Source organism: Kitasatospora sp. NEAU-CNBT7, from assembly GCF_057220535.1.
Genome location: NZ_JBXQQB010000014.1, coordinates 59,314 through 80,243 on the forward strand (window position 1 = coordinate 59,314; position 20,930 = coordinate 80,243).

Consider the following 20,930-nt stretch of genomic DNA (forward strand, 5'->3'; position numbering starts at 1 on the left):
CGGCGTCGATCTCCCCCGCCGCTCCGGGGAGCGGCCTCGTTGCGGCGTGCGCTGGGCGTGCTCCCGATGGGCGCGCGCACGGAATCTGCGTGCGAGTACCGGGGCACGCTACCGCACGGCTCGGGGCGCGCGGCCGACCGGGCCGGGCCGACGCGGTTCGTACCGGGGGCCCCCTCTTACGTAAACTGTGCGTCGTGACCGACACGACGAACCAGCGCCCCGAGAGCCCCGAGGGGTTCACCGCAGTCCCCGGGGACGACGCAGCCACCCTTCCGACGACCTACGCCCCGGCGGAGGTAGAGGGCGAGCTGTACGAGCGCTGGGTGGAGCGCGGTTACTTCACCGCCGACGCCAAGAGCGACAAGCCCGCCTACACCATCGTCATCCCGCCGCCGAACGTGACCGGTTCGCTGCACCTGGGCCACGCCTTCCAGCACACGCTGATGGACGCGCTGACCCGCCGCAAGCGGATGCAGGGCTACGAGGCGCTGTGGCTGCCCGGCATGGACCACGCCGGCATCGCCACCCAGAACAAGGTGGAGCAGCAGCTCGCCTCCTCCGGGCTGTCCCGCCACGACCTGGGCCGGGAGGCCTTCGTCGAGAAGGTGTGGCAGTGGAAGGAGGAGTACGGCGGCAAGATCCTCGGCCAGATGCGCCGGCTCGGCGACGGCGTGGACTGGTCGCGCGAGCGCTTCACCATGGACGAGGGCCTCTCGCAGGCCGTCCAGACCATCTTCAAGAAGCTCTTCGACGACGGTCTGATCTACCGCGCCGAGCGCATCATCAACTGGTGCCCGCGCTGTCTGACCGCGCTCTCCGACATCGAGGTGGAGCACGAGGAGGTCCCGGGCGAGCTGGTCTCGATCCGCTACGGCGACGGGGACGAGTCGATCGTGGTCGCCACCACCCGGGCCGAGACCATGCTCGGTGACACCGCGGTCGCGGTCCACCCGGACGACGAGCGGTACCGGCACCTGGTCGGCACCACCATCGCGCTGCCGCTGACGGACCGCCGGATCCCGGTGGTCGCCGACGAGCACGTGGACCCGGAGTTCGGCACCGGCGCCGTCAAGGTGACGCCGGCCCACGACCCGAACGACTTCGCGATCGGCCAGCGGCACGGCCTGGAGAACCTGACCGTGATGGACGAGCGCGGTGTGATCACCGTGCACGGCCCGTTCCTCGGCCTGGACCGCTTCGAGGCCCGCTCCGCCGTGGTCGGCGCGCTGCGCGCCGAGGGGCGCATCGTCGCCGAGAAGCGCCCCTACATGCACGCGGTTGGCCACTGCTCGCGCTGCCAGACGGTGGTCGAGCCGCGGCTGTCGCTGCAGTGGTGGGTCAAGGTCGCGCCGCTGGCCGCCGAGGCCGGCGCCGCGGTCCGCGACGGCCGGGTGCAGATCCACCCCAAGGAGCTGGAGGGCCGCTACTTCAGCTGGGTCGACAACATGCACGACTGGTGCATCTCGCGCCAGCTCTGGTGGGGCCACCGGATCCCGGTCTGGTACGGCCCGAACGGCGAGGTGGTCTGCGTCGGACCGGACGAGCAGGCGCCCACCGGCGAGGGCTGGACCCAGGACACCGACGTGCTGGACACCTGGTTCTCCAGCGGGCTGTGGCCGTTCTCCACCCTGGGCTGGCCGGAGCAGACCCCGGACCTGGAGAAGTTCTACGCCACCGACGTCCTGCTCACCGGCCACGACATCATCTTCTTCTGGGTCGCCCGGATGATGATGTTCGGCCTGTACGCGATGGACGGGCAGGCCCCGTTCCACACCATCGCGCTGACCGGTCTGGTCCGTGACCAGTTCGGCAAGAAGATGTCCAAGTCCTTCGGCAACGCGGTGGACCCGCTGGACTGGATGGACGCCTACGGCGCCGACGCGGTCCGCTTCACCCTGGCCCGCGGCGCCAACCCCGGTGCGGACGTGCCGATCGGCGAGGACTGGGTGCAGGGCTCGCGCAACTTCTGCAACAAGATCTGGAACGCCACCCGCTTCGCGCTGATGAACGGCGCCACCGTCGAGGGCCCGCTGCCGGCCCCCGAGGAGCTGACCGCGGCCGACCGCTGGATCCTGTCGCGGCTGAACGCCACCGTCGCCGAGGCCGACGCCCTGTACGACGACTACCAGTTCGCCAAGCTGTCGGACGCGCTGTTCCACTTCGCCTGGGACGAGGTCTTCGACTGGTACGTCGAGCTCTCCAAGACCACCCTGGCGGCGGGCGGCCCGCAGGCCGACGCCTCGCGCCGGGTGCTCGGCGAGGTGCTGGACGTGACGCTGCGGCTGCTGCACCCGGTGGTCCCGTTCGTCACCGACACCCTGTGGACCACGCTGACCGGCGCCGAGTCGCTGGTGGTCGCCGAGTGGCCGACGGACAGCGGTTTCCGGGACGCGGCCGCCGAGGCCGAGATCGCCACGCTGCAGCAGGTGGTGACCGAGGTCCGCCGGTTCCGCTCGGACCAGGGCCTGAAGCCCGGTCAGCGGGTCCCGGCCCAGCTGGAGCTGGCCGGTACCGTGCTGGTCCCGCACGAGGCGGCGATCCGTTCGCTGCTGCGGCTGACCGAGCCGGCGGCCGGTTTCGCGGCCACCGCCTCGCTGCCGGTCGCGGGCGCCACGGTCGCGCTGGACCTCTCCGGCACCATCGACGTCCCGGCCGAGCGCAAGCGGCTCGCCAAGGACCTCGCGGCCGCCGAGAAGGAGAAGGCGCAGACCACCGCGAAGCTCGGCAACGAGGGCTTCCTGGCCAAGGCGCCGGACGAGGTGGTGGCCAAGATCCGCGCCCGTCAGGAGGCGGCCGAGGCCGACATCGCCCGGATCACCGCGCAGTTGGACGCACTGCCGCAGGGCTGAGCGTCCGGCGCGCGCCGAGCGCCCGTACGCGGCCGAGGGCCCGTCATCCCGTCCCGGGGTGGCGGGCCCTCGGCCGTTTCGCGTCCGGGGCAAAGCGCCGATAACTGCGCCCGGTGCTTTCGGGAATGGCGCTGCCGTTCACGCACCGGCCCGCCGGGGGAGGGGATTTGATCCCTCGTTCGGCGGTATTCCGGGTGCCGCGGGGGAGGATATGGAACTTCCGGAAGAGCGGGCCGCCGGAGCCACCGGCGTGTCGGTGGGGCCTTCCGGCCACCGGGGCAGGGCTGGAAATTCGGAGGATTCACCGCGGTGCGCGGGTGGAAGGGTTCTTGCACCGAGACCGATGTCCAGCTCCATTCAAGGCATTTGGCGGGACGGGCGGCAAGGGCGCGGAAACTCTCCGGCGGCTTCACCGGCAATGGCACGGGGATTGTCCCCGCGGCCGGGTATGCGCGGGTTCACGGAAGTTCCGAGTTCGGATGTGTACGGTGTTGCCCACGTTCCCATTCGGGCGGTGCGACTGGCGGGAGGGCGCGAGCATGACGGTGACCACGGAGTTGGCCGACGAACTGCCTGCGGCGGAGGTGGCGGCGGCCAAGGCCCGTGCGGCGGTGCTGCTGCTCGCCTTCCGGCACGGCAACCAGCTGGCCTTCGACCGGGAACTCGACCGGCTGCTCGCCGAGCAGGCCGAACGCGAGGTCGCCACCCTGCTGGTGTGGATCGCCGCCGAGGCGGTCCGCAAGGCGTACGCCCCGGAGGTCGGCGACCGGGTGCTGCGCGGCCTGGTCCGCCGGGCGCCCGCCGACACCTCGGCCGTGGTGATCGACGAGGACTCGGTGGACGCCGCGCTGCTGCTGGAGTCGGTGGCCGCGGGCGACGTGGGGACGGTCCGGGCCCTGGTCGCCAGCACCCCGGACACCACGTACCTGCTCGGCGGGGTGCTGCAGGCGGTGGCCATGATGCTGCCGCTGCTGCCGGACGGTGAGGCCGAGGAGATCGCGGCGGAGCTGCGCCGCCGGCACAGCGGCCGGGTGCCGCCCCAGGTGCCGGAGGCCCGGCAGCGGTAGTTCCGTTGGCCTGCGGCGATGCTGACAATCTGTCAGTGAGCGCCAGAAGTGGCATGCACGCCACTAGGCAACTGGTCGGTAACCGCCCTACCGTCGGGAACTGTCAACCGTGCCTCAGCTTCGGACAGCTTCGACGGAGGAGCTGGTATGCAACGACGCCCCCACGCGCTCAGGCTCCCCGCCGCCGGTCTCGCGGCGGCCCTCCTCGCCGCCGCCACCCTGGCGGCCGCCCCCACCCCCGCCCCCGCCGCGTCGGCCGCGGCCAACGACTACTGCGGCGGCCGCTGCCTCGACATCCTGCCGCCCGGCGAGAACGGCAACGCCACCCTCGCCGACATCCTCGCCAACAAGGTCTTCGGCACCCGCCCCGCCCACACCGACGACCAGCTCGGCCCGTACGCCAACCTCGCCGCCGCCTACCCGGGGCTGACCGACACCACCCTGCGCAGCTTCTTCAACGACGCCTCCTTCGGCGTCCCCGCCGACCAGGTGGCCAGCACCGCCCGCCCCCGCGCGGACGTCACCATCGTCCGCGACAAGGCCACCGGCGTCCCGCACATCACCGGCACCACCCGCTACGGCACCGAGTTCGGCGCGGGCTACGCCGCCGGGCAGGACCGGCTCTGGCTGATGGACCTGTTCCGGCACGTCGGCCGCGGCCAGCTGTCCGGCTTCGCCGGCGGCGCGGCCGCCAACCGCGAGCTGGAGCAGAGCTTCTGGCAGGCCGCCCCCTACACCGAGGCCGAACTGCAGAGCCAGATCGACGCCATCGCCGGCCAGGGCGACCGGGCCCGGCAGGCGCTGGACGACGCCCGCGCCTACCTGGACGGCATCAACCAGTACATCACCGAGTCCTACAACGGCCGCTACTTCCCGGGCGAGTACGACCTCACCGGGCACATCAACCCGATCACCAACGCGGGCTCCATCGAGCCGTTCAAGCTGACCGACCTGGTCGCGCTGGCCTCGGTGGTCGGCGCGCTGTTCGGGGCCGGCGGCGGCGGTGAACTCGCCTCCGCCCAGGTCAAACTGACCGCCGAGGCCAGGTACGGCAAGGACGCCGGCGACGCGGTCTGGAAGTCGCTGCGCGAGGCGGACGACCCCGAGGCCGCGCTCACCCTGCACGACGGGCAGCAGTTCCCGTACGCGCTGCCGCCGGACGACCCGCAGGGCGTCGCGCTGCCCGACCCGGGCTCGGTGGTGCCCGAGCGCATGATCTACGACGCCACCGGCTCCGCGGGCCTGGCCACCACCGCCGCCCAGGGCGTCCTGCCCGGCAACCTGCTCACCGCCAAGCACGGCATGTCCAACGCCCTGGTGGTCTCCGGCAGCCACACCGACGACGGCCACCCGGTGGCCGTGTTCGGCCCGCAGACCGGGTACTTCGCCCCGCAGCTGCTGATGCTGGAGGAGCTGCAGGGCCCGGGCATCAGCGCCCGCGGCGCCGCCTTCGCCGGGCTCAGCTTCTACGTCCAGCTCGGCCGCGGCCAGGACTACGCCTGGAGCGCCACCTCGGCCGGCCAGGACATCACCGACAGCTACGCGGTGCCGCTCTGCAACGCCGACGGCTCGCCCGCCACCACCGCCTCCGCCTCCTACCTGTGGCACGGCAGCTGCGTCCCGCTGGAGCGGCTGGAGCGGAAGAACTCCTGGAGCCCGACCACCGCCGACTCCACCGCGGCGGGCTCCTACACCCTGGTGATGTACCGGACCGACTACGGCCTGGTGACGGCGCGCGGCACGGTCGGCGGTAAGCCGGTCGCGTTCACCGCGCTGCGCTCCACCTACCGGCACGAGGCCGACTCCATCATCGGCTTCCAGATGCTCAACGACCCCGGCGCGGTGCACGACACCGCGAGCTTCCAGCAGGCCGCGCAGAACATCAACTACACCTTCAACTGGTTCTACGCGGACGCCGGCCACACGGCCTACTACAACTCCGGCAGCAACCCGGTCCGCGCCCCCGGGGTCGACCCGGGCCTGCCGGTGAAGGCCGAAGCCGCCTACGAGTGGCGGGACTTCGACCCGGTGGCCAACACCGCCCGGTACACCCCGCCGGCCGAGCACCCGCAGTCGGCCGACCAGGACTACTACATCTCCTGGAACAACAAGCAGGCGAAGGCCTTCGGCGCGGCCGGCTTCGGCAACGGCTCGGTGCACCGCGGGAACCTGCTGGACGACCGGGTGAAGGCGCTGGTGAACAGCGGGACCAAGGTCACCCGGGTGTCGCTGGTGCAGGCGATGGAGAGCGCGGCCACCGCCGACCTGCGGGCCGAGGACGTGCTCCCCGAACTGCTGCGGGTGATCCGCAGCGCCCCGGTCACCGACCCGGCCGCCGCGGCGGCCGTGCAGAAGCTGGAGGCCTGGCTGACGGCCGGCGGACAGCGCCGGGAGACCTCCAACGGCAGCCACGCCTACGCCAACGCCGACGCGATCCGCACCATGGACGCCTGGTGGCCGCTGCTGGCCGACGGGGTGTTCCGGCCCGGCCTCGGCGACCAGCTGTTCGCCGCACTGACCGGCGCCCTGCAGATCAACGAGTCGCCCTCGGGCGGCCAGACCGGTCCGACCAGCGGCACCTCCAGCGCCAACGAGTCCATCCCGCACAAGGGCTCGGCCTTCCAGTACGGCTGGTGGAGCTACCTGGACAAGGACCTGCGCGGCGTCCTGGGCGACCAGGTGGCCGGCCCGCTGGCCCGGCCGTACTGCGGCGGCGGCGACCTGGCCGCCTGCCGCGGCGTCCTGCTGGACAGCCTGAAGAAGGCGGCCGCGCAGACCCCGGCGCAGGTCTACCCCGGGGACGCGGACTGCTCGGCGGGCGACCAGTGGTGCGCCGACACGGTCATCCAGCGTCCGCTGGGCGGCGTGACGGACGCCAAGACCACCTGGCAGAACCGGCCGACCTACCAGCAGGTCGTCCAGTTCCGCTCGCACCGCTGAGCCGCTGCCCGGCGAGCGGTCCGGGTCCGGCGCACCCGCCGGGCCCGGACCCCGTTCCCGCCGCCCAAGTCGCCCTTCCGCAGGACGGCTTGGGCCGCCGGGAGGCGCGGACCGGCCGGCGCCGGACGGCCGGGCGGGCCGGCCCGGGCCCAAGGTGGGACCAAGTCGGCCATCCATGGCAAGTGGGACAAATCGGCCAGGACGGTGAACGTGTCCGCCATCACGTCCCCCGTGGCGCCGGGGACACCGGATCCCCGTGGTCCGCGCGGGCCGTCCGCCTCCCTACACTGGGCGCGTGAGTGACAAGGCAGCCGGGCAGAACCCGTACACCATCCGACCCGCCGGCGCGGACTCCGCGGACGACAGCGACCTGCGCGCCATCGAGGCAGAGCTGTCCCGGCGCTGGCCGGAGAACAAGCTGGAGCCCTCGCTCGACCGGATCAACGCCGTGATGGACATCCTGGGCCAGCCCCAGCGGGCCTACCCGTCGATCCACATCACCGGCACCAACGGCAAGACCTCCACCGCCCGCATGGTGGAGCGGCTGCTCAACACCTTCGAGCTGCGCACCGGCCGGTACACCAGCCCGCACGTCGAGTCGGTGACCGAGCGGATCAGCCTGGACTCCACCCCGATCAGCGTCGAGAAGTTCGTCGAGACCTACCGGGACATCGAGCCCTACGTCCGGATGGTCGACGAGCAGCAGCCGGTCGCGCTGTCGTTCTTCGAGGTGCTCACCGCCATGGCCTACGCGGCCTTCGCCGACGCCCCGGTGGACGTGGCGATCGTGGAGGTCGGCATGGGCGGCAGCTGGGACGCCACCAACGTGATCGACGCCGTCGTCTCGGTGATCACCCCGGTCGGCCTGGACCACACCGACCGGCTCGGCAACACCACCGGCGAGATCGCCACCGAGAAGGCCGGCATCATCAAGCCGGGCGGCCTGGCCGTGGTCGCCCAGCAGCCGCTGGACGCCGCGCAGGCCATCCTGCGGCGCGCGGTCGAGGTGGACGCCACGGTGGCCCGCGAGGGCATGGAGTTCGGCGTGGTCCGCCGCGAGATCGCGGTCGGCGGCCAGCTGGTCACCCTGCGCGGCCTCGGCGGCTACGAGTACGAGGACGTCTTCATCCCGCTGCACGGCGCCCACCAGGCGCACAACGCGGCGCTGGCGCTGGCCGCCGTCGAGGGCTTCTTCGGCGTCGGCGGCGCCCGCGGCGGCAACCTCGACGTGGACAAGGTCCGCGAGGGCTTCTCCGGCGTCAGCTCGCCGGGCCGCCTGGAGGTGGTCCGCCGCAGCCCCACGGTCATCCTGGACGCCGCGCACAACCCGCACGGCGCCGAGGCCTCGGTGGCGGCGATCAACGAGTCCTTCGGCTTCTCCAAGCTGGTCGGCGTGATCGGCACCAGCGGCGACAAGGACGTCTCCGGCCTGCTGGCGGCCTTCGAGCCGATCCTGGCGGAGGTGGTGGTCACCCAGAACACCACCCACCGGGCGACCCCGGTCGACCAGCTGGCCGCGCTGGCGGTGGAGGTCTTCGGCGAGGACCGGGTCCAGGTCGAGCCCCGGCTGGACGACGCGATCGAGGCCGCCATCACGCTGGCCGAGGAGGACGGCGACCTGACCGGTACCGGAGTCCTGGTGACCGGCTCGGTGATCACGGTGGGCGAGGCCCGCCTGCTGCTCGGAAGGAAGTAGTCATGCGCACCCTCTGCTCCTCGACCCTGATCGGCGAGGCCCTGCTGATCATGTTCGCGGGCCTGGTGGCCATGCAGCTGTCGGACGTCTCCACCACGGCGATCTGGACCGTCAGCGGCATCGCCATCCTGCTGTGCGTCCTGCTCTGCGGTGCGATCACCCGGCCCGGCGCGGTCGCGGTCGGCTGGGCACTGCAGCTCGGCCTGATCGCCAGCGGCCTGGTGCTGCCCACCATGTACGGGCTCGGCCTGATCTTCGCCGCGCTGTGGTGGTGCTCGGTGCACTACGGCCGCCGGATCGACGAGATCAAGGCCGCCCGGGCCGCAGCCGCCGCCTGAGCCCCCGCGTGCGGCCGGGGACCCCCCGGCCGCACGTACGTGCTGCTCACACGGGGTAGTGTCTGCGGTGGCCGCACACACTCTGCCGAACCCCATCCCCAGGAGTTGCACCGTGTCCCAGCGCACTCTCGTCCTGCTCAAGCCCGACGCCGTCCAGCGTGGCCTGGCCGGCGAGATCATCAGCCGCATCGAGCGCAAGGCCAACTGGCGGCTGGCCGCCGTCGAGCTCCGGACCTTCGACCGGGCGACGCTGGAGCAGCACTACGCCGAGCACGTCGGCCGTCCGTTCTACGAGCCGCTGCTGGAGTTCATGACCTCCGGCCCGTCGATCGCGCTGATCGTCGAGGGCGAGAACGTGGTCCCCGGCATCCGCGCGCTGGCCGGCGCCACCGACCCGCTGCAGGCGGGGGCCGGCACCATCCGCGGCGACTACGCGACGATCACCCGCGAGAACCTGATCCACGCCTCCGACTCGCCGGAGTCGGCCGAGCGCGAGATCAAGATCTTCTTCCCCGCGCACGCCTGATCTCCACACTGCTTCCACACCCCGGCCGCAGTCCGTCGCGACACGCGCGGGCGGCGGCCGGTACGGTATCCCCGACCCCGCCCGGACCGGCTCCGACCTGCACTCCAGTCGCTGATCCGACCGGGCGAATCTCACCTTTTCATCGTCAAATACGGAACTGCGGACCCCGACACGGCGTCCCAATCCTGCGAGAAGCCGACCCGCCCCCGGAGAATGGGCACCGTGCCGTGGCCCGCCGGACCGCGTCGACCGGCGTCGCTACGATGGGCACAACTCACGGGCCCGGTACGGCTGCTCAGCTGATGTCAGCCCTGCTGCGGGCGCCGCGGTCGGCCCGCTCCCGCCCCGCCCTCCATTCCGAACCCGGGAAGGCACACCACACCCCATGGCCAACAACCTGTCGTTCATCGGCCGTGACATGGCGATCGACCTCGGCACTGCCAACACGCTGGTGTACGTCAGGGGCAAGGGGATCGTGCTCAACGAGCCGTCCGTGGTCGCGGTGAACACCAACACCGGCGGCATCCTCGCCGTCGGCGCCGAGGCGAAGAAGATGATCGGGCGCACCCCCGGCAACATCGTCGCCATCCGCCCGCTCAAGGACGGCGTGATCGCCGACTTCGAGATCACCGAGCGGATGCTGCGGTACTTCATCCTCAAGATCCACCGCCGCCGCTACCTGGCCCGCCCCCGGGTCGTGGTCTGCGTGCCCTCCGGCATCACCGGGGTCGAGCGCCGCGCCGTGATCGAGGCGTCCTCGCAGGCCGGCGCGCGCCAGGTGCACATCATCGAGGAGCCGATGGCGGCCGCGATCGGCGCCGGCCTGCCGGTGCACGAGCCGACCGGCAACATGGTCGTCGACATCGGCGGCGGCACCACCGAGGTCGCGGTCATCTCGCTCGGCGGGATCGTCACCGCGCAGTCCCTGCGGGTGGCCGGCGACGAGCTCGACAACGCGATCGTCCAGCACATCAAGAAGGAGTACAGCCTCCTGCTCGGTGAGCGCAGCGCCGAGCAGATCAAGATGTCCATCGGCTCCGCCTTCGCGCTGGAGGGGGAGAAGGACGAGCACGCCGAGATCCGCGGCCGCGACCTGGTCAGCGGCCTGCCGAAGACCGTGGTGATCTCGGCCGCCGAGGTCCGCGAGGCGATCGACGAGCCGGTCAACTCGATCATCGACGCCGTCAAGACCACCCTCGACCAGTGCCCGCCCGAGCTGGCCGGCGACGTGATGGACCGCGGCATCGTGCTCACCGGCGGCGGAGCCCTGCTGCGCGGCCTCGACGAGCGGCTGCGCCGGGAGACCGGCATGCCGATCCACATCGCGGAGAACCCGCTGGACTCGGTCGCCCTGGGCTCCGGCAAGTGCGTCGAGGAGTTCGAGGCGCTGCAGCAGGTGCTCGACGCCCAGCCCCGGCGCTGACGGCGGACCGGCCGCGACCTCGGGCCCGGCCGGTCGTTAAAACGTACGGACAGTTCGTCAACTGAATGGCTCCCCCGCCCCTCCGGAGGGGGACCCGGTACCGAAGGGCAGTTCCAGCACCGTGAGGGACACACGAGAGAGCCGACTACTGCTCATCCTGCTGGTGGCTGTCGCCTTCGCACTGATCACCGTGGACATCAAGGGCGGCGAGTCCTCCCCGCTGGGCGGCGCCCGCCGGGCCGCGGCCGGCGTGCTCGGCCCGGCCGAGCGCGGCGCGGCCGGCGTGGTCGACCCGGTGGCCGGGTACATCCGGGCCGTCCGCGACGCCGGCACCCACCAGCAGCGGCTCGACCTGATCACCCGGGAGAACACCGAACTGCGCCAGCGGCTCGCCTCCTCCGACGCCGCCGCCGGCCGCACCAAGCAGCTCGACGAGATGCTCCGCACCGCCGGGGCCGGCGGCTACACCGTCAAGGCCGCCCAGGTGATCGCGATCGGCGCGGCCCAGGGCTTCTCCTGGACCATCACCATCGACGCCGGCAGCGACGACGGGCTGACCCGGGACATGACGGTGATCAACAGCCAGGGCCTGGTCGGCCGGATCACCACCGTCGCCCCCACCACCGCCACCGTGCTGCTCGCCTCCGACCCCGGCTTCACCGCCGGCACCCGGATCGAGAGCAGCGAGGAGATCGGCTTCGCGGCCGGCCAGGGCACCGGCCCGATGAAGGTCCAGCTGCTCAACGGCAAGGCCCAGGTCAAGGCCGGCGACCGGCTGGTCACCTTCGGCTCGCACAGCGGCCGCCCGTTCGTCCCCGGCGTCCCGGTCGGCAAGGTGGTCGAGGTCGAGGCCACCCCCGGCCAGCTCACCAAGACCGTGCTGGTCGAGCCGTTCGTCCAGTTCACCCGCCTCGACCTGGTCGGGGTGGTGGTCGTCCCGCCGCGCACCGACCCCCGCGACGCCGTCCTGCCGCCCGCGCCCGCCCCGACCGCCGCGGCCGCCCCGGCCGCGCCGGCCCAGCCCGGCGCCGCCGCCTCGCCCACCAAGCCCGCCGGGGGGAACTGACCATGCGCGCCAACCGGATCGTCCTGCCCGCCGTCCTGCTGCTGCTCGCCCTGGTGATCCAGGTCAGCGTGCTCGGCCGGCTCCAGCTGCCCGGCGCCACCCCCGACCTGCTGATGCTCGTGGTGGTCGGCCTCGCCCTTGTCTACGGCCCCTCCGGCGGCTGCCTGGTCGGCTTCGCCGGCGGCCTGCTCGCCGACCTCGCCCCGCCGTCCGACCACGCGATCGGCCGCTACGCCCTGGTGCTCTGCCTGGTGGGCTACGCCGCCGGCCTGCTGCGCCCGGAGGGCGGCCGGCAGCGCTCGGCGCTCAGCGCGCTGCTGGTGGTGGCCGGCGCGGCGGTCGTCTCCACCCTGCTGTACGCCACCGTCGGCGCCCTGGTCGGCGACACCGCCGCCCGGCACGTCGGCCTCACCGGCCTGGTGCTCAGCGCGCTGCTGTACGACGTGCTGCTGGCCCCGTTCGTGGTGCCCGCCGTGATGCTGGTGGCCCGCCGCTACGACCAGGGCCCGGCCGCCGTCGCGGCCGGCAGCGGTGACGGCGGCGGCTCCGGGCTCGGCTCGCTGGCCCGCTACCGGACCACCCGGGAGGCCTCGCCGATGCCCGTCAACACCCGCAAGAAGCGTCCGCTGAACCTCGCCAAGCGCCCCTGAGCCGCACGGTGATAGGAGTCACTGCCCCGTGAGCAACATCCCGGAGACCGGCCGCACCCAGCGGGTGACGATCCGTCTTGTGGTGCTGCAGATCCTGGTCCTGTCGCTGCTCGCCACCCTCGGCGGCCGCCTCTGGTACCTGCAGATCCGCACCGGCGACCAGTACGCCGCCAAGGCCGAGGGCAACCACATCCGCGAGGTGGTGGAGCCCGCGGTCCGCGGCGAGATCCTGGACGCCTCCGGCCGGGTGCTGGCCGGCAACGAGACCAAGCTGGTCGTCTCGGTCAGCCGCACCTCGCTGCTGCAGCAGAAGGACCACGGCAAGGGCGTGCTGACCCGGCTCGCCGAGGTGCTCGGCCTGCCCGCCAAGGACGTCCAGGACAAGGTCCGGCTCTGCGACGCCAAGACGCCGCAGCCCTGCTGGAACGGCTCGCCGTACCAGCCGATCCCGGTCACCCAGCAGGCCACCACCCAGCAGGCGATGCAGATAATGGAGCGCCGCGAGGACTTCCCCGGCGTCACCGCCCAGCCGACCGCGGTCCGCCGCTACACCGGCGTCGAGGGCGCCAACGCCTCCCAGGTGCTCGGCTACCTCTCGCCGGTCACCGACGACGAGGTCACCAGGACCGCCGACAAGACCGGCCGGGACCGCCGGCTGCCCTCCGACCAGATCGGCCGGGCCGGCCTGGAGTCCGTCTACGACGACGACCTGCGCGGCACCACCGGCGTCGACAGGCTGGAGGTCGACAACCTCGGCCGGGTGATCGGCAGCGCCGGCCGCACCCCCGCCCAGCCCGGCGCCAACCTGGTCACCAGCATCGACGCCCGGGTCCAGAAGGTGGTCGAGGACCAGCTCCAGCAGGCCATGACGGACGCCCGCAAGGTGTACGACAAGGAGACCAAGAAGAACTACGAGGCCGACTCCGGCGCCGCCGTGGTGATGGACGTGCACACCGGCCGGATCATCGCGATGGCCAGCGCGCCCACTTTCGACCCGAACCTCTGGGTCGGCGGCATCTCCGCCAAGGACTACGCGAGCCTCAACAGCAAGGACTCCAACTACCCGCTGATCAACCGGGCCATACAGGGTCAGTCCGCCCCCGGCTCGACCTTCAAGGTCATCTCCACCACCGCGGCCGTCCAGGCCGGCTACTCGCTCGACGGCCACTACCCCTGCCCGACCAGCCTCACCATCGGCGGCCGCGAGTTCAAGAACTTCGAGAGCGAGAGCTTCGGCGACATCACGCTGGAGAAGGCGCTGGAGGTCTCCTGCGACACCGTCTTCTACGGTCTCGCCTACGACCAGTGGATGAAGGACGGCGGCATCAAGCCGAAGAACCCGGCCGACTGGTTCTTCAAGACCGCCCACCAGTTCGGCCTCGGCGCCAAGACCGGGATCGACCTGCCCGGCGAGGTCACCGGCCGGGTCCCCGACCGGCAGTGGAAGCAGTCCTTCTTCGACGCCAACAAGGACGCCTGGTGCGCCCAGGCGGCCAGGGGCGGCCACGAGTACGCCGACGAGATCGCCCGCGAGAACTGCGTCGACGGCAACCAGATGCGCGCCGGTGACAGCGTCAACTTCGCCATCGGCCAGGGCGACACCCTGGTCACCCCGGTCCAGATGGCCCGGATCTACTCGGCCCTCGCCAACGGCGGCACCCTCTACCGGCCGACCATCGGCAAGGCGATCGTCAGCCCGGACGGCACCCTGGTCCGCGACATCGCCCCGCACGAGGACGGCAAGCTGCCCGCCGACGGCAAGCTGCTCAGCTACATCAACCAGGCCACCGCGGGCGTCATCACCAGCGGCACCGCGGCCTGGAAGTTCACCGGCGCGGGCTGGCCGCAGGGCAAGATCGAGCTGCACGCCAAGACCGGCACCGCCGAGGTCGCCGGCAAGCAGACCACCTCGTGGCTGACCACCTACAGCGGCGACTACGCGGTCGTGATGACGATAAGCCAAGGCGGCACCGGCTCCGGCGGCTCCGGCGACTCGGTGCGACGGATCTACCAGGCGCTGTACGGCGTCGACGACAAGGGCAACGTGGACAACTCCAAGGCCCTGCTGCCCAAGCCGCAGGCCGAGCTGCCCAAGTTCAACCCGGACGGCACCGCGATCATCAAGCCCGCGTCCTTCCAGGACGGCTCCGGCTACCCGGCCGGCTCGACCTTCCTGGACCCGGCCCCGCCGGTCGGTGGCGGCCTCGCCCCGTACCCGGTGGCGCTCGCCGCCCTCGAACCCGTCCGCACCGGCGGAAGGAGCCGGGCATGACCTCCTACGGCTCGTACCGGCAGGTCCGGCTCAGCCCGCAGCGCGGCTCGATCTCCCGGGCGCTGGCCAAGGACGCGCCGCTGCGCCGGGTGGACTGGATCATGATCCTGGCCGCCCTGGCGCTGTCGCTCGGCAGCTCGCTGCTGGTCTGGTCGGCGACCCGCGGCCGGGACTCGCTCACCCACGGCGACCCGCAGTACTTCCTGTACCGGCACCTCACCAACCTGGTGATCGGCCTGGTGCTGTGCGGCGTGGTGGTGGTGATAGGGACGAGGCGGCTGCGGACCGCCGTGCCCTTCGTCTACATCGCCGTCCTGCTGATGCTGCTGGCCGTGCTCAGCCCGCTGGGCTCGACCATCAACGGCGCGCACTCCTGGATCCAGTTCGGCGGCGGCTTCTCCATCCAGCCCGCCGAGTTCGCCAAGCTCGGCATCGTGCTGGGGATGGCCGTGGTGCTGTCCGCCCGGGTGGACGCCGGCGAGCGGGAGTTCCCGCCCAGCCGCAGCGTGATCCAGTCGCTGGTGGTGGCCGCCGTCCCGATGGGCGTCGTCATGCTGATGCCGGACCTCGGCTCGGTGATGGTGATGGCCGTCATCGTGATGGGCATCCTGCTCGCCTCCGGCGCCGCCAACCGCTGGGTGATCGGCCTCCTGACGGTCGGTGCCGGCGGCGCGGCGGCGATCTGGAAGCTCGGCGTGCTGAGCAAGTACCAGATCGACCGCTTCGCCGCCTTCGCCGACCCGACCCTCGACCCCGGCGGCGTCGGCTACAACACCGCCCAGGCCCGGATCGCGATCGGCTCCGGCGGACTGAGCGGCATGGGCCTGTTCCACGGCACCCAGACCACCGGCCAGTTCGTCCCCGAGCAGCAGACCGACTTCGTCTTCAGCGTGGCCGGCGAGGAGCTCGGCTTCATCGGCGGGATGGCCCTGCTCGGCCTGCTCGGCGTGATCCTCTGGCGGGCCTGCCGGATCGCCCGCCACGCCACCGACCTGTACGGCACCGTCATCGCGGCGGGCGTGGTGATCTGGTTCGCCTTCCAGGCCTTCGAGAACATCGGCATGAACCTCGGCATCATGCCGGTCGCGGGCATCCCGCTGCCGTTCGTCTCCTACGGCGGTTCCTCGATGTTCGCGGTCTGGATCGCCATCGGCCTGCTGCAGTCGGTGCGCTCCCAGCGGCCGATAGGGATCTGACCCGCAGTCTCTCCCCCCCCGGGAGGTACGGGGCGCAGGACGGTGTGCGTATGATCGCGTCCGCCGTCCTGCCGAGCGCCCGCCACGGGCGCGTGCGACACGGGCGATCCATGCTCTCCGGGGGGAGTCCGCACGTGCGCCTTCACGCGTCCGCAGCGATGACCGTCGCTGCCGCCACCGCCTTCCTGGGCCTGCCGGTCGCCGCCTTCGCAGCGACCGGCCCGACCGCCACCCTGGTCGTCGACAGCTCCGCGGCCACCTGCACCGACACCGCCGGGGCCGGCACCGCCGCCCGGCCGTACTGCACCGTCTCGGCCGCCGCCGCCGTGGCCGTCCCCGGGCAGACCGTCCGGGTGCTGCCCGGCAAGGGCTACCCCGAGGAGGTGCGGCTGACCCGCTCCGGGACGGCCGACCACCCGATCACCATCCTGGGCGCCCCGCACGTGCGCGAGGGCGGGCCGCAGCCCTCGATCGGCGGCGCGACCACGCGCGGCTTCGTGGTCTCGGGAGCCCACGACGTGGTCGTCCGGGGCTTCTACCTGGGCGGCCTCCAGGAACCGTTCACGGTCGCGGACTCCAGCCGGATCGGCGTCGACCAGAACTACTTCACCAACAACACCGGCACGGACGTCCGGATCACCGGTACCAGCAGCGCGGTGACGGTCAGCCGGAACATCTTCGTGGCCGGCCGGGGCGTGTCCGTCGGCGCCGGCGCCCGGTCCACCCTGGTCACCTCCAACGCCTTCGACCGCGTCGGCGGCGCAGCAGCGATCAGCGTCACCGACGCCCCGGCGACGGCGGTCACCAACAACACCGTCATCCAGCCCTGCGGCAGCGCGGTGGCGGTCGCGGGCGCCTCGCCCGGCGCCGTGGTGGAGAACAACATCGCCACCACCGGCAGCTGGTACGGCGGGTACGTCGACCCGACCGCGTGCCCCGCCGGCCCGGCACACACCGTCCAGATCTCGGTGTCGGCGCTGTCCGTGCAGGACAGCAAGGTGGACTACAACGTCGTCCACCCGTGGACCGACGCGCCCGCCTACTCCTGGGCCGGCGCCGACCGGGCCACGCCCGCGGCGCTCACCAAGGCCACCGGCACGCAGGGCGCCCACGACGTCGACCTCGACGTCCAGTTCAGCGACGGGACCGCCACCTGGCCGTTCCACCTGCCGCCGGACACCGCGACCGCGGCCTTCGACTCCGCCGACCCCGACGCCCCGGGCGTCGGCACCGACCTGCTCGGCGCCCCGCCCGTGGACGACCCGGCGGTCGCCGACACCGCGCCCAAGGGCGGGCTGCGCGACCGCGGCGCCTTCGAGCGGACCAGCCTGCACGACGCGGAACTCACCGTGCACGACACCGCGGACGGCCGCAGCCAGGGGCCGACGCCGCTGAGCGTCACCGCCAAGGTCACCGCGGCCCAGGACTGGGCCTCGGGACCGCTCTCCTACGTCTACGACTTCGGTGACGGCACCGACCCGCAGGTCGGCTCCGACGCCTCCGCCACCCACGTCTACACCATGCCCGGCTGCTACCTGGTCACGGCCACGGTCATCGACGCCCAGGGCGGCCGGGTCTCGGACTACGGCGGCACGATCAACGTGGTCGCCCCCGGCGACCTGGTCGCGGACGGCACGGTCACCGTGGACGGCGCGGGCCTGGCCGCCGTCACCCTGACCTCGCACTCGCCGTGGCAGGTCACCCGCCAGTCCGTCGACTTCGGCGACGGCACCCCGGTCCAGCAGCCGTGGGTGTCGAACACGCTCTACCACCGCTACGACCCGGGAACCTACACCGTCACCATCAACGCGACCGACGGCGTCGGCCGCACGGCGAGCACCACCAAGCAGGTCCGGGTGGTGTACTCCGCCGAGGCCTCGGCGCTGCTGCCGGGCGCGCGGGTCCAGGTGACCGGGATCGGCGCGGGCAGCGGCCTGCTCACCGCCAGCGCCAACTACACCGCGGGGCTGTGGTCCCCGGTCGCGCCGATGAACGCGGGCGGCCCGACCGCCCTGACCACCGACCCGGTCACCGCGGTCGGCTCCACCGTCACCGGCGACTCCTACGAGCGGGTGTTCGCCGTCGCCGGCGGCCGGATCTTCAGCCGCGACCGCAACCTGAGCGGCCCCCGCACCAGCGCCGAGGGCACCTTCGGCCGCGGCGACTGGTACTCCTGGAAGGAGGTCACCGGGGCCTCCGGCGCGGGTCCGCTGGCGGGCGTCAGCACGGTCTCGGTGGCGTCCATCGGCTCGACCACCCACCTGGTGGCGCTGGCCGGCGGCCGGGTCTACGAGGCCACCGGCACCCACGACGGCACCTGGACCGGGTGGGGCGACATCACCGCCGAGACCGGGTTCCCGGGCGGCGCCACCTCGATCGCCGCGGCGACCACCGGGAACGTGCTGCACGTGGCGGTCCTCGGGGCGGACGGCCGGGTCCGGGTCGCCGACGGCGACTACACCCGCGGCCGCTGGGGCGGCGGCGACCTCACCGCGCTGATCGGCGGCCCCGGCCACGTCACCGCGCTGAGCGGCGCGGCCGTGGGCAGCACCTTCCACGTGATCGCGCTCGCCGACGGCCAGGTCCACGAGGCCGGCGGCGACTACGCGGCCGGCCGCTGGAGCGGCTGGGGCAACGTCACCTCCGTCACCGGCCAGACCGGCAGCGTCACCGCGGTCACCGCCGCCTCCACCGGCAACGTCCTGCACCTCTACGGCGTGATCGGCGGCCGGATCCACAACGCCAACGGGGACTACGACCGCGGCTTCTGGAGCCCGTGGATGCAGGTCCCGACCGCCGACGGCGCCCCCGCCGTCGGGGCGCTGACCGCCGCCGGCAGCTGACCGGCGCCCGTACGGAATCGGTGACCCTTCGGGCTCGGCTACCCTGAAGGGTCACCTCGTTTTCTGCCGTAAAGGTCCTTGCGCATGACTGTCGAGTCGGTCTTCCCACGCTTGGAGGCCCTCCTCCCGCACGTCCAGAAGCCGATCCAGTACGTCGGCGGCGAGCTGAACTCGACCGTCAAGGACTGGGACGCCTGTGACGTGCGCTGGGCCCTGATGTACCCCGACGCCTACGAGGTCGGCCTGCCCAACCAGGGCGTCATGATCCTCTACGAGGTGCTCAACGAGCGCGAGGGCGTGCTCGCCGAGCGCACCTACAGCGTCTGGCCGGACCTCGAGGCGCTGATGCGCGAGCACGCGGTGCCGCAGTTCACGGTCGACGCGCACCGCCCGGTGAAGGCCTTCGACGTCTTCGGACTGTCGTTCTCCACCGAGCTCGGCTACACCAACATGCTCACCGCGCTCGACCTCGCGGGCATCCCGATGGAGTCCAAGGACCGCACGGTCGAGGACCCGATCGTGCTGGCCGGCGGCCACGCCGCGTTCAACCCCGAGCCGATCGCGGACTTCATCGACTGCGCGGTGATCGGCGACGGCGAGCAGGCCGTGCTCGACATGACCGAGATCATCCGCGGCTGGAAGGCCGAGGGCCGTCCCGGCGGCCGGGACGAGGTGCTGCTGCGGCTCGCCCGCACCGGTGCCGTCTACGTCCCGCGCTTCTACGACGTCGAGTACCTGCCGGACGGCCGGATCGGCCGCGTGGTGCCCAACCGGGCCGGCGTGCCGTGGCGGGTCTCCAAGCACACCGTGATGGACCTCGACGAGTGGCCCTACCCCAAGCAGCCGCTGGTCCCGCTCGCCGAGACGGTGCACGAGCGGATGTCCGTCGAGATCTTCCGCGGCTGCACCCGCGGCTGCCGCTTCTGCCAGGCCGGCATGATCACGCGCCCCGTGCGGGAGCGAAGCATCACCGGCATCGGCGAGATGGTCGAGCGCGGGCTCAAGGCGACCGGCTTCGAGGAGGTCGGCCTGCTGTCGCTGTCCTCCGCGGACCACACCGAGATCGGTGACATCGCCAAGGGCCTGGCCGACCGCTACGCCGAGGACAAGGTCGGCCTGTCGCTGCCCTCCACCCGGGTCGACGCCTTCAACATCGACCTCGCCAACGAGCTCTCGCGCAACGGCCGCCGCTCCGGGCTCACCTTCGCCCCCGAGGGCGGCAGCGAGCGGATCCGCAAGGTGATCAACAAGATGGTGTCCGAGGAGGACCTCATCACCACGGTCGCCACCGCGTACGGCAACGGCTGGCGGCAGGTGAAGCTGTACTTCATGTGCGGCCTGCCCACCGAGACCGACGACGACGTGCTGCAGATCGGCACGATGGCCAAGAACGTGATCCAGAAGGGCCGCGAGGTCACCGGCCAGAACGACATCCGCTGCACCGTCTCCATCGGCGGGTTCGTGCCCAAGCCGCACACCCCGTTCCAGTGGGCCCCGCAGCTGAGCGCCGAGGACACCGACGCCCGGCTGGCCAAGCTGCGCGACTCCATCCGCGGCGACCGCAAGTACGGCAAGAACATCGGTTTCCGCTACCACGACGGCAAGCCCGGCATCATCGAGGGCCTGCTCTCCCGTGGCGACCGCCGGATCGGCGCGGTCATCCGCGCCGTGTACGACGACGGCGGCCGGTTCGACGGCTGGCGCGAGCACTTCTCCTACGACCGCTGGATCGCCTGCGCCGACAAGGGCCTGGCCGGCACCGGCGTGGACGTCGCCTGGTACACCACCCGTGAGCGCACCTACGAGGAGGTGCTGCCCTGGGACCACCTGGACAGCGGCCTCGACAAGGACTGGCTCTGGGAGGACTGGCAGGACGCCCTCGAGGAGGTCGAGGTCGAGGACTGCCGCTGGACCCCGTGCTTCGACTGCGGCGTGTGCCCCCAGATGGACACCAGTATCCAGATCGGCCCCACGGGCAAGAAGCTGCTGCCGCTGACGGTCGTCAAGTAGCGCCGCCCGACCGGCCGTTCGACGGAACCCGCCCCTGGCCCGCGAGGCCGGGGG

At 72.2% G+C, this 20,930-nt stretch carries 13 protein-coding genes; all 13 read left to right on the forward strand.

Annotation, left to right across the window (positions count from 1 at the left end; all coding sequences use genetic code 11):
• The first annotated feature begins 194 nt into the window (after positions 1-194).
• Complete coding sequence (locus AC2TEW_RS19620; RefSeq protein ID WP_484624648.1) at positions 195-2,849, forward strand: valine--tRNA ligase; 2,655 nt, start codon at positions 195-197, stop codon at positions 2,847-2,849.
• 539 nt (positions 2,850-3,388) lie between these two features.
• On the forward strand, positions 3,389-3,916 hold the full coding sequence (locus AC2TEW_RS19625) for a hypothetical protein (protein ID WP_033821853.1): 528 nt from the start codon (positions 3,389-3,391) through the stop codon (positions 3,914-3,916).
• A 147-nt stretch (positions 3,917-4,063) separates the two neighbouring features.
• Complete coding sequence (locus AC2TEW_RS19630) at positions 4,064-6,856, forward strand: penicillin acylase family protein (RefSeq protein ID WP_484624649.1); 2,793 nt, start codon at positions 4,064-4,066, stop codon at positions 6,854-6,856.
• 331 nt (positions 6,857-7,187) lie between these two features.
• Complete coding sequence (gene folC, locus AC2TEW_RS19635) at positions 7,188-8,552, forward strand: bifunctional tetrahydrofolate synthase/dihydrofolate synthase (protein ID WP_484624735.1); 1,365 nt, start codon at positions 7,188-7,190, stop codon at positions 8,550-8,552.
• Between the two features lie 2 nt (positions 8,553-8,554).
• Positions 8,555-8,890 carry a DUF4233 domain-containing protein gene (locus AC2TEW_RS19640; RefSeq protein ID WP_033821855.1) on the forward strand — a complete coding sequence of 112 codons (336 nt, stop codon included), beginning with the start codon at positions 8,555-8,557 and terminating at the stop codon, positions 8,888-8,890.
• Between the two features lie 112 nt (positions 8,891-9,002).
• Positions 9,003-9,416: a nucleoside-diphosphate kinase gene (gene ndk, locus AC2TEW_RS19645; protein WP_033821856.1), complete on the forward strand. Its 414-nt coding sequence runs from the start codon at positions 9,003-9,005 to the stop codon at positions 9,414-9,416.
• Between the two features lie 397 nt (positions 9,417-9,813).
• Positions 9,814-10,839, forward strand: coding sequence for a rod shape-determining protein (locus AC2TEW_RS19650; RefSeq protein WP_033821861.1), 1,026 nt, complete (start codon positions 9,814-9,816; stop codon positions 10,837-10,839).
• Positions 10,840-10,960: 121 nt separating this feature from the next.
• Positions 10,961-11,905: a rod shape-determining protein MreC gene (gene mreC, locus AC2TEW_RS19655; protein WP_359888254.1), complete on the forward strand. Its 945-nt coding sequence runs from the start codon at positions 10,961-10,963 to the stop codon at positions 11,903-11,905.
• A gap of 2 nt (positions 11,906-11,907) precedes the next feature.
• Positions 11,908-12,555, forward strand: a complete 648-nt coding sequence (gene mreD, locus AC2TEW_RS19660; protein ID WP_484624650.1) for a rod shape-determining protein MreD — start codon at positions 11,908-11,910, stop codon at positions 12,553-12,555.
• Positions 12,556-12,583: 28 nt separating this feature from the next.
• Complete coding sequence (mrdA, locus tag AC2TEW_RS19665; RefSeq protein WP_484624651.1) at positions 12,584-14,827, forward strand: penicillin-binding protein 2; 2,244 nt, start codon at positions 12,584-12,586, stop codon at positions 14,825-14,827.
• A complete protein-coding gene (gene rodA, locus AC2TEW_RS19670; protein ID WP_484624652.1) occupies positions 14,824-16,023 on the forward strand; it encodes a rod shape-determining protein RodA in 1,200 nt (399 codons plus the stop codon). The genes mrdA and rodA overlap by 4 nt, the downstream gene beginning before the upstream one ends.
• A gap of 134 nt (positions 16,024-16,157) precedes the next feature.
• Positions 16,158-18,866, forward strand: coding sequence for a PKD domain-containing protein (locus AC2TEW_RS19675; RefSeq protein WP_484624653.1), 2,709 nt, complete (start codon positions 16,158-16,160; stop codon positions 18,864-18,866).
• A gap of 84 nt (positions 18,867-18,950) precedes the next feature.
• On the forward strand, positions 18,951-20,876 hold the full coding sequence (locus AC2TEW_RS19680; RefSeq protein ID WP_484624654.1) for a TIGR03960 family B12-binding radical SAM protein: 1,926 nt from the start codon (positions 18,951-18,953) through the stop codon (positions 20,874-20,876).
• Positions 20,877-20,930 lie beyond the last annotated feature (54 nt).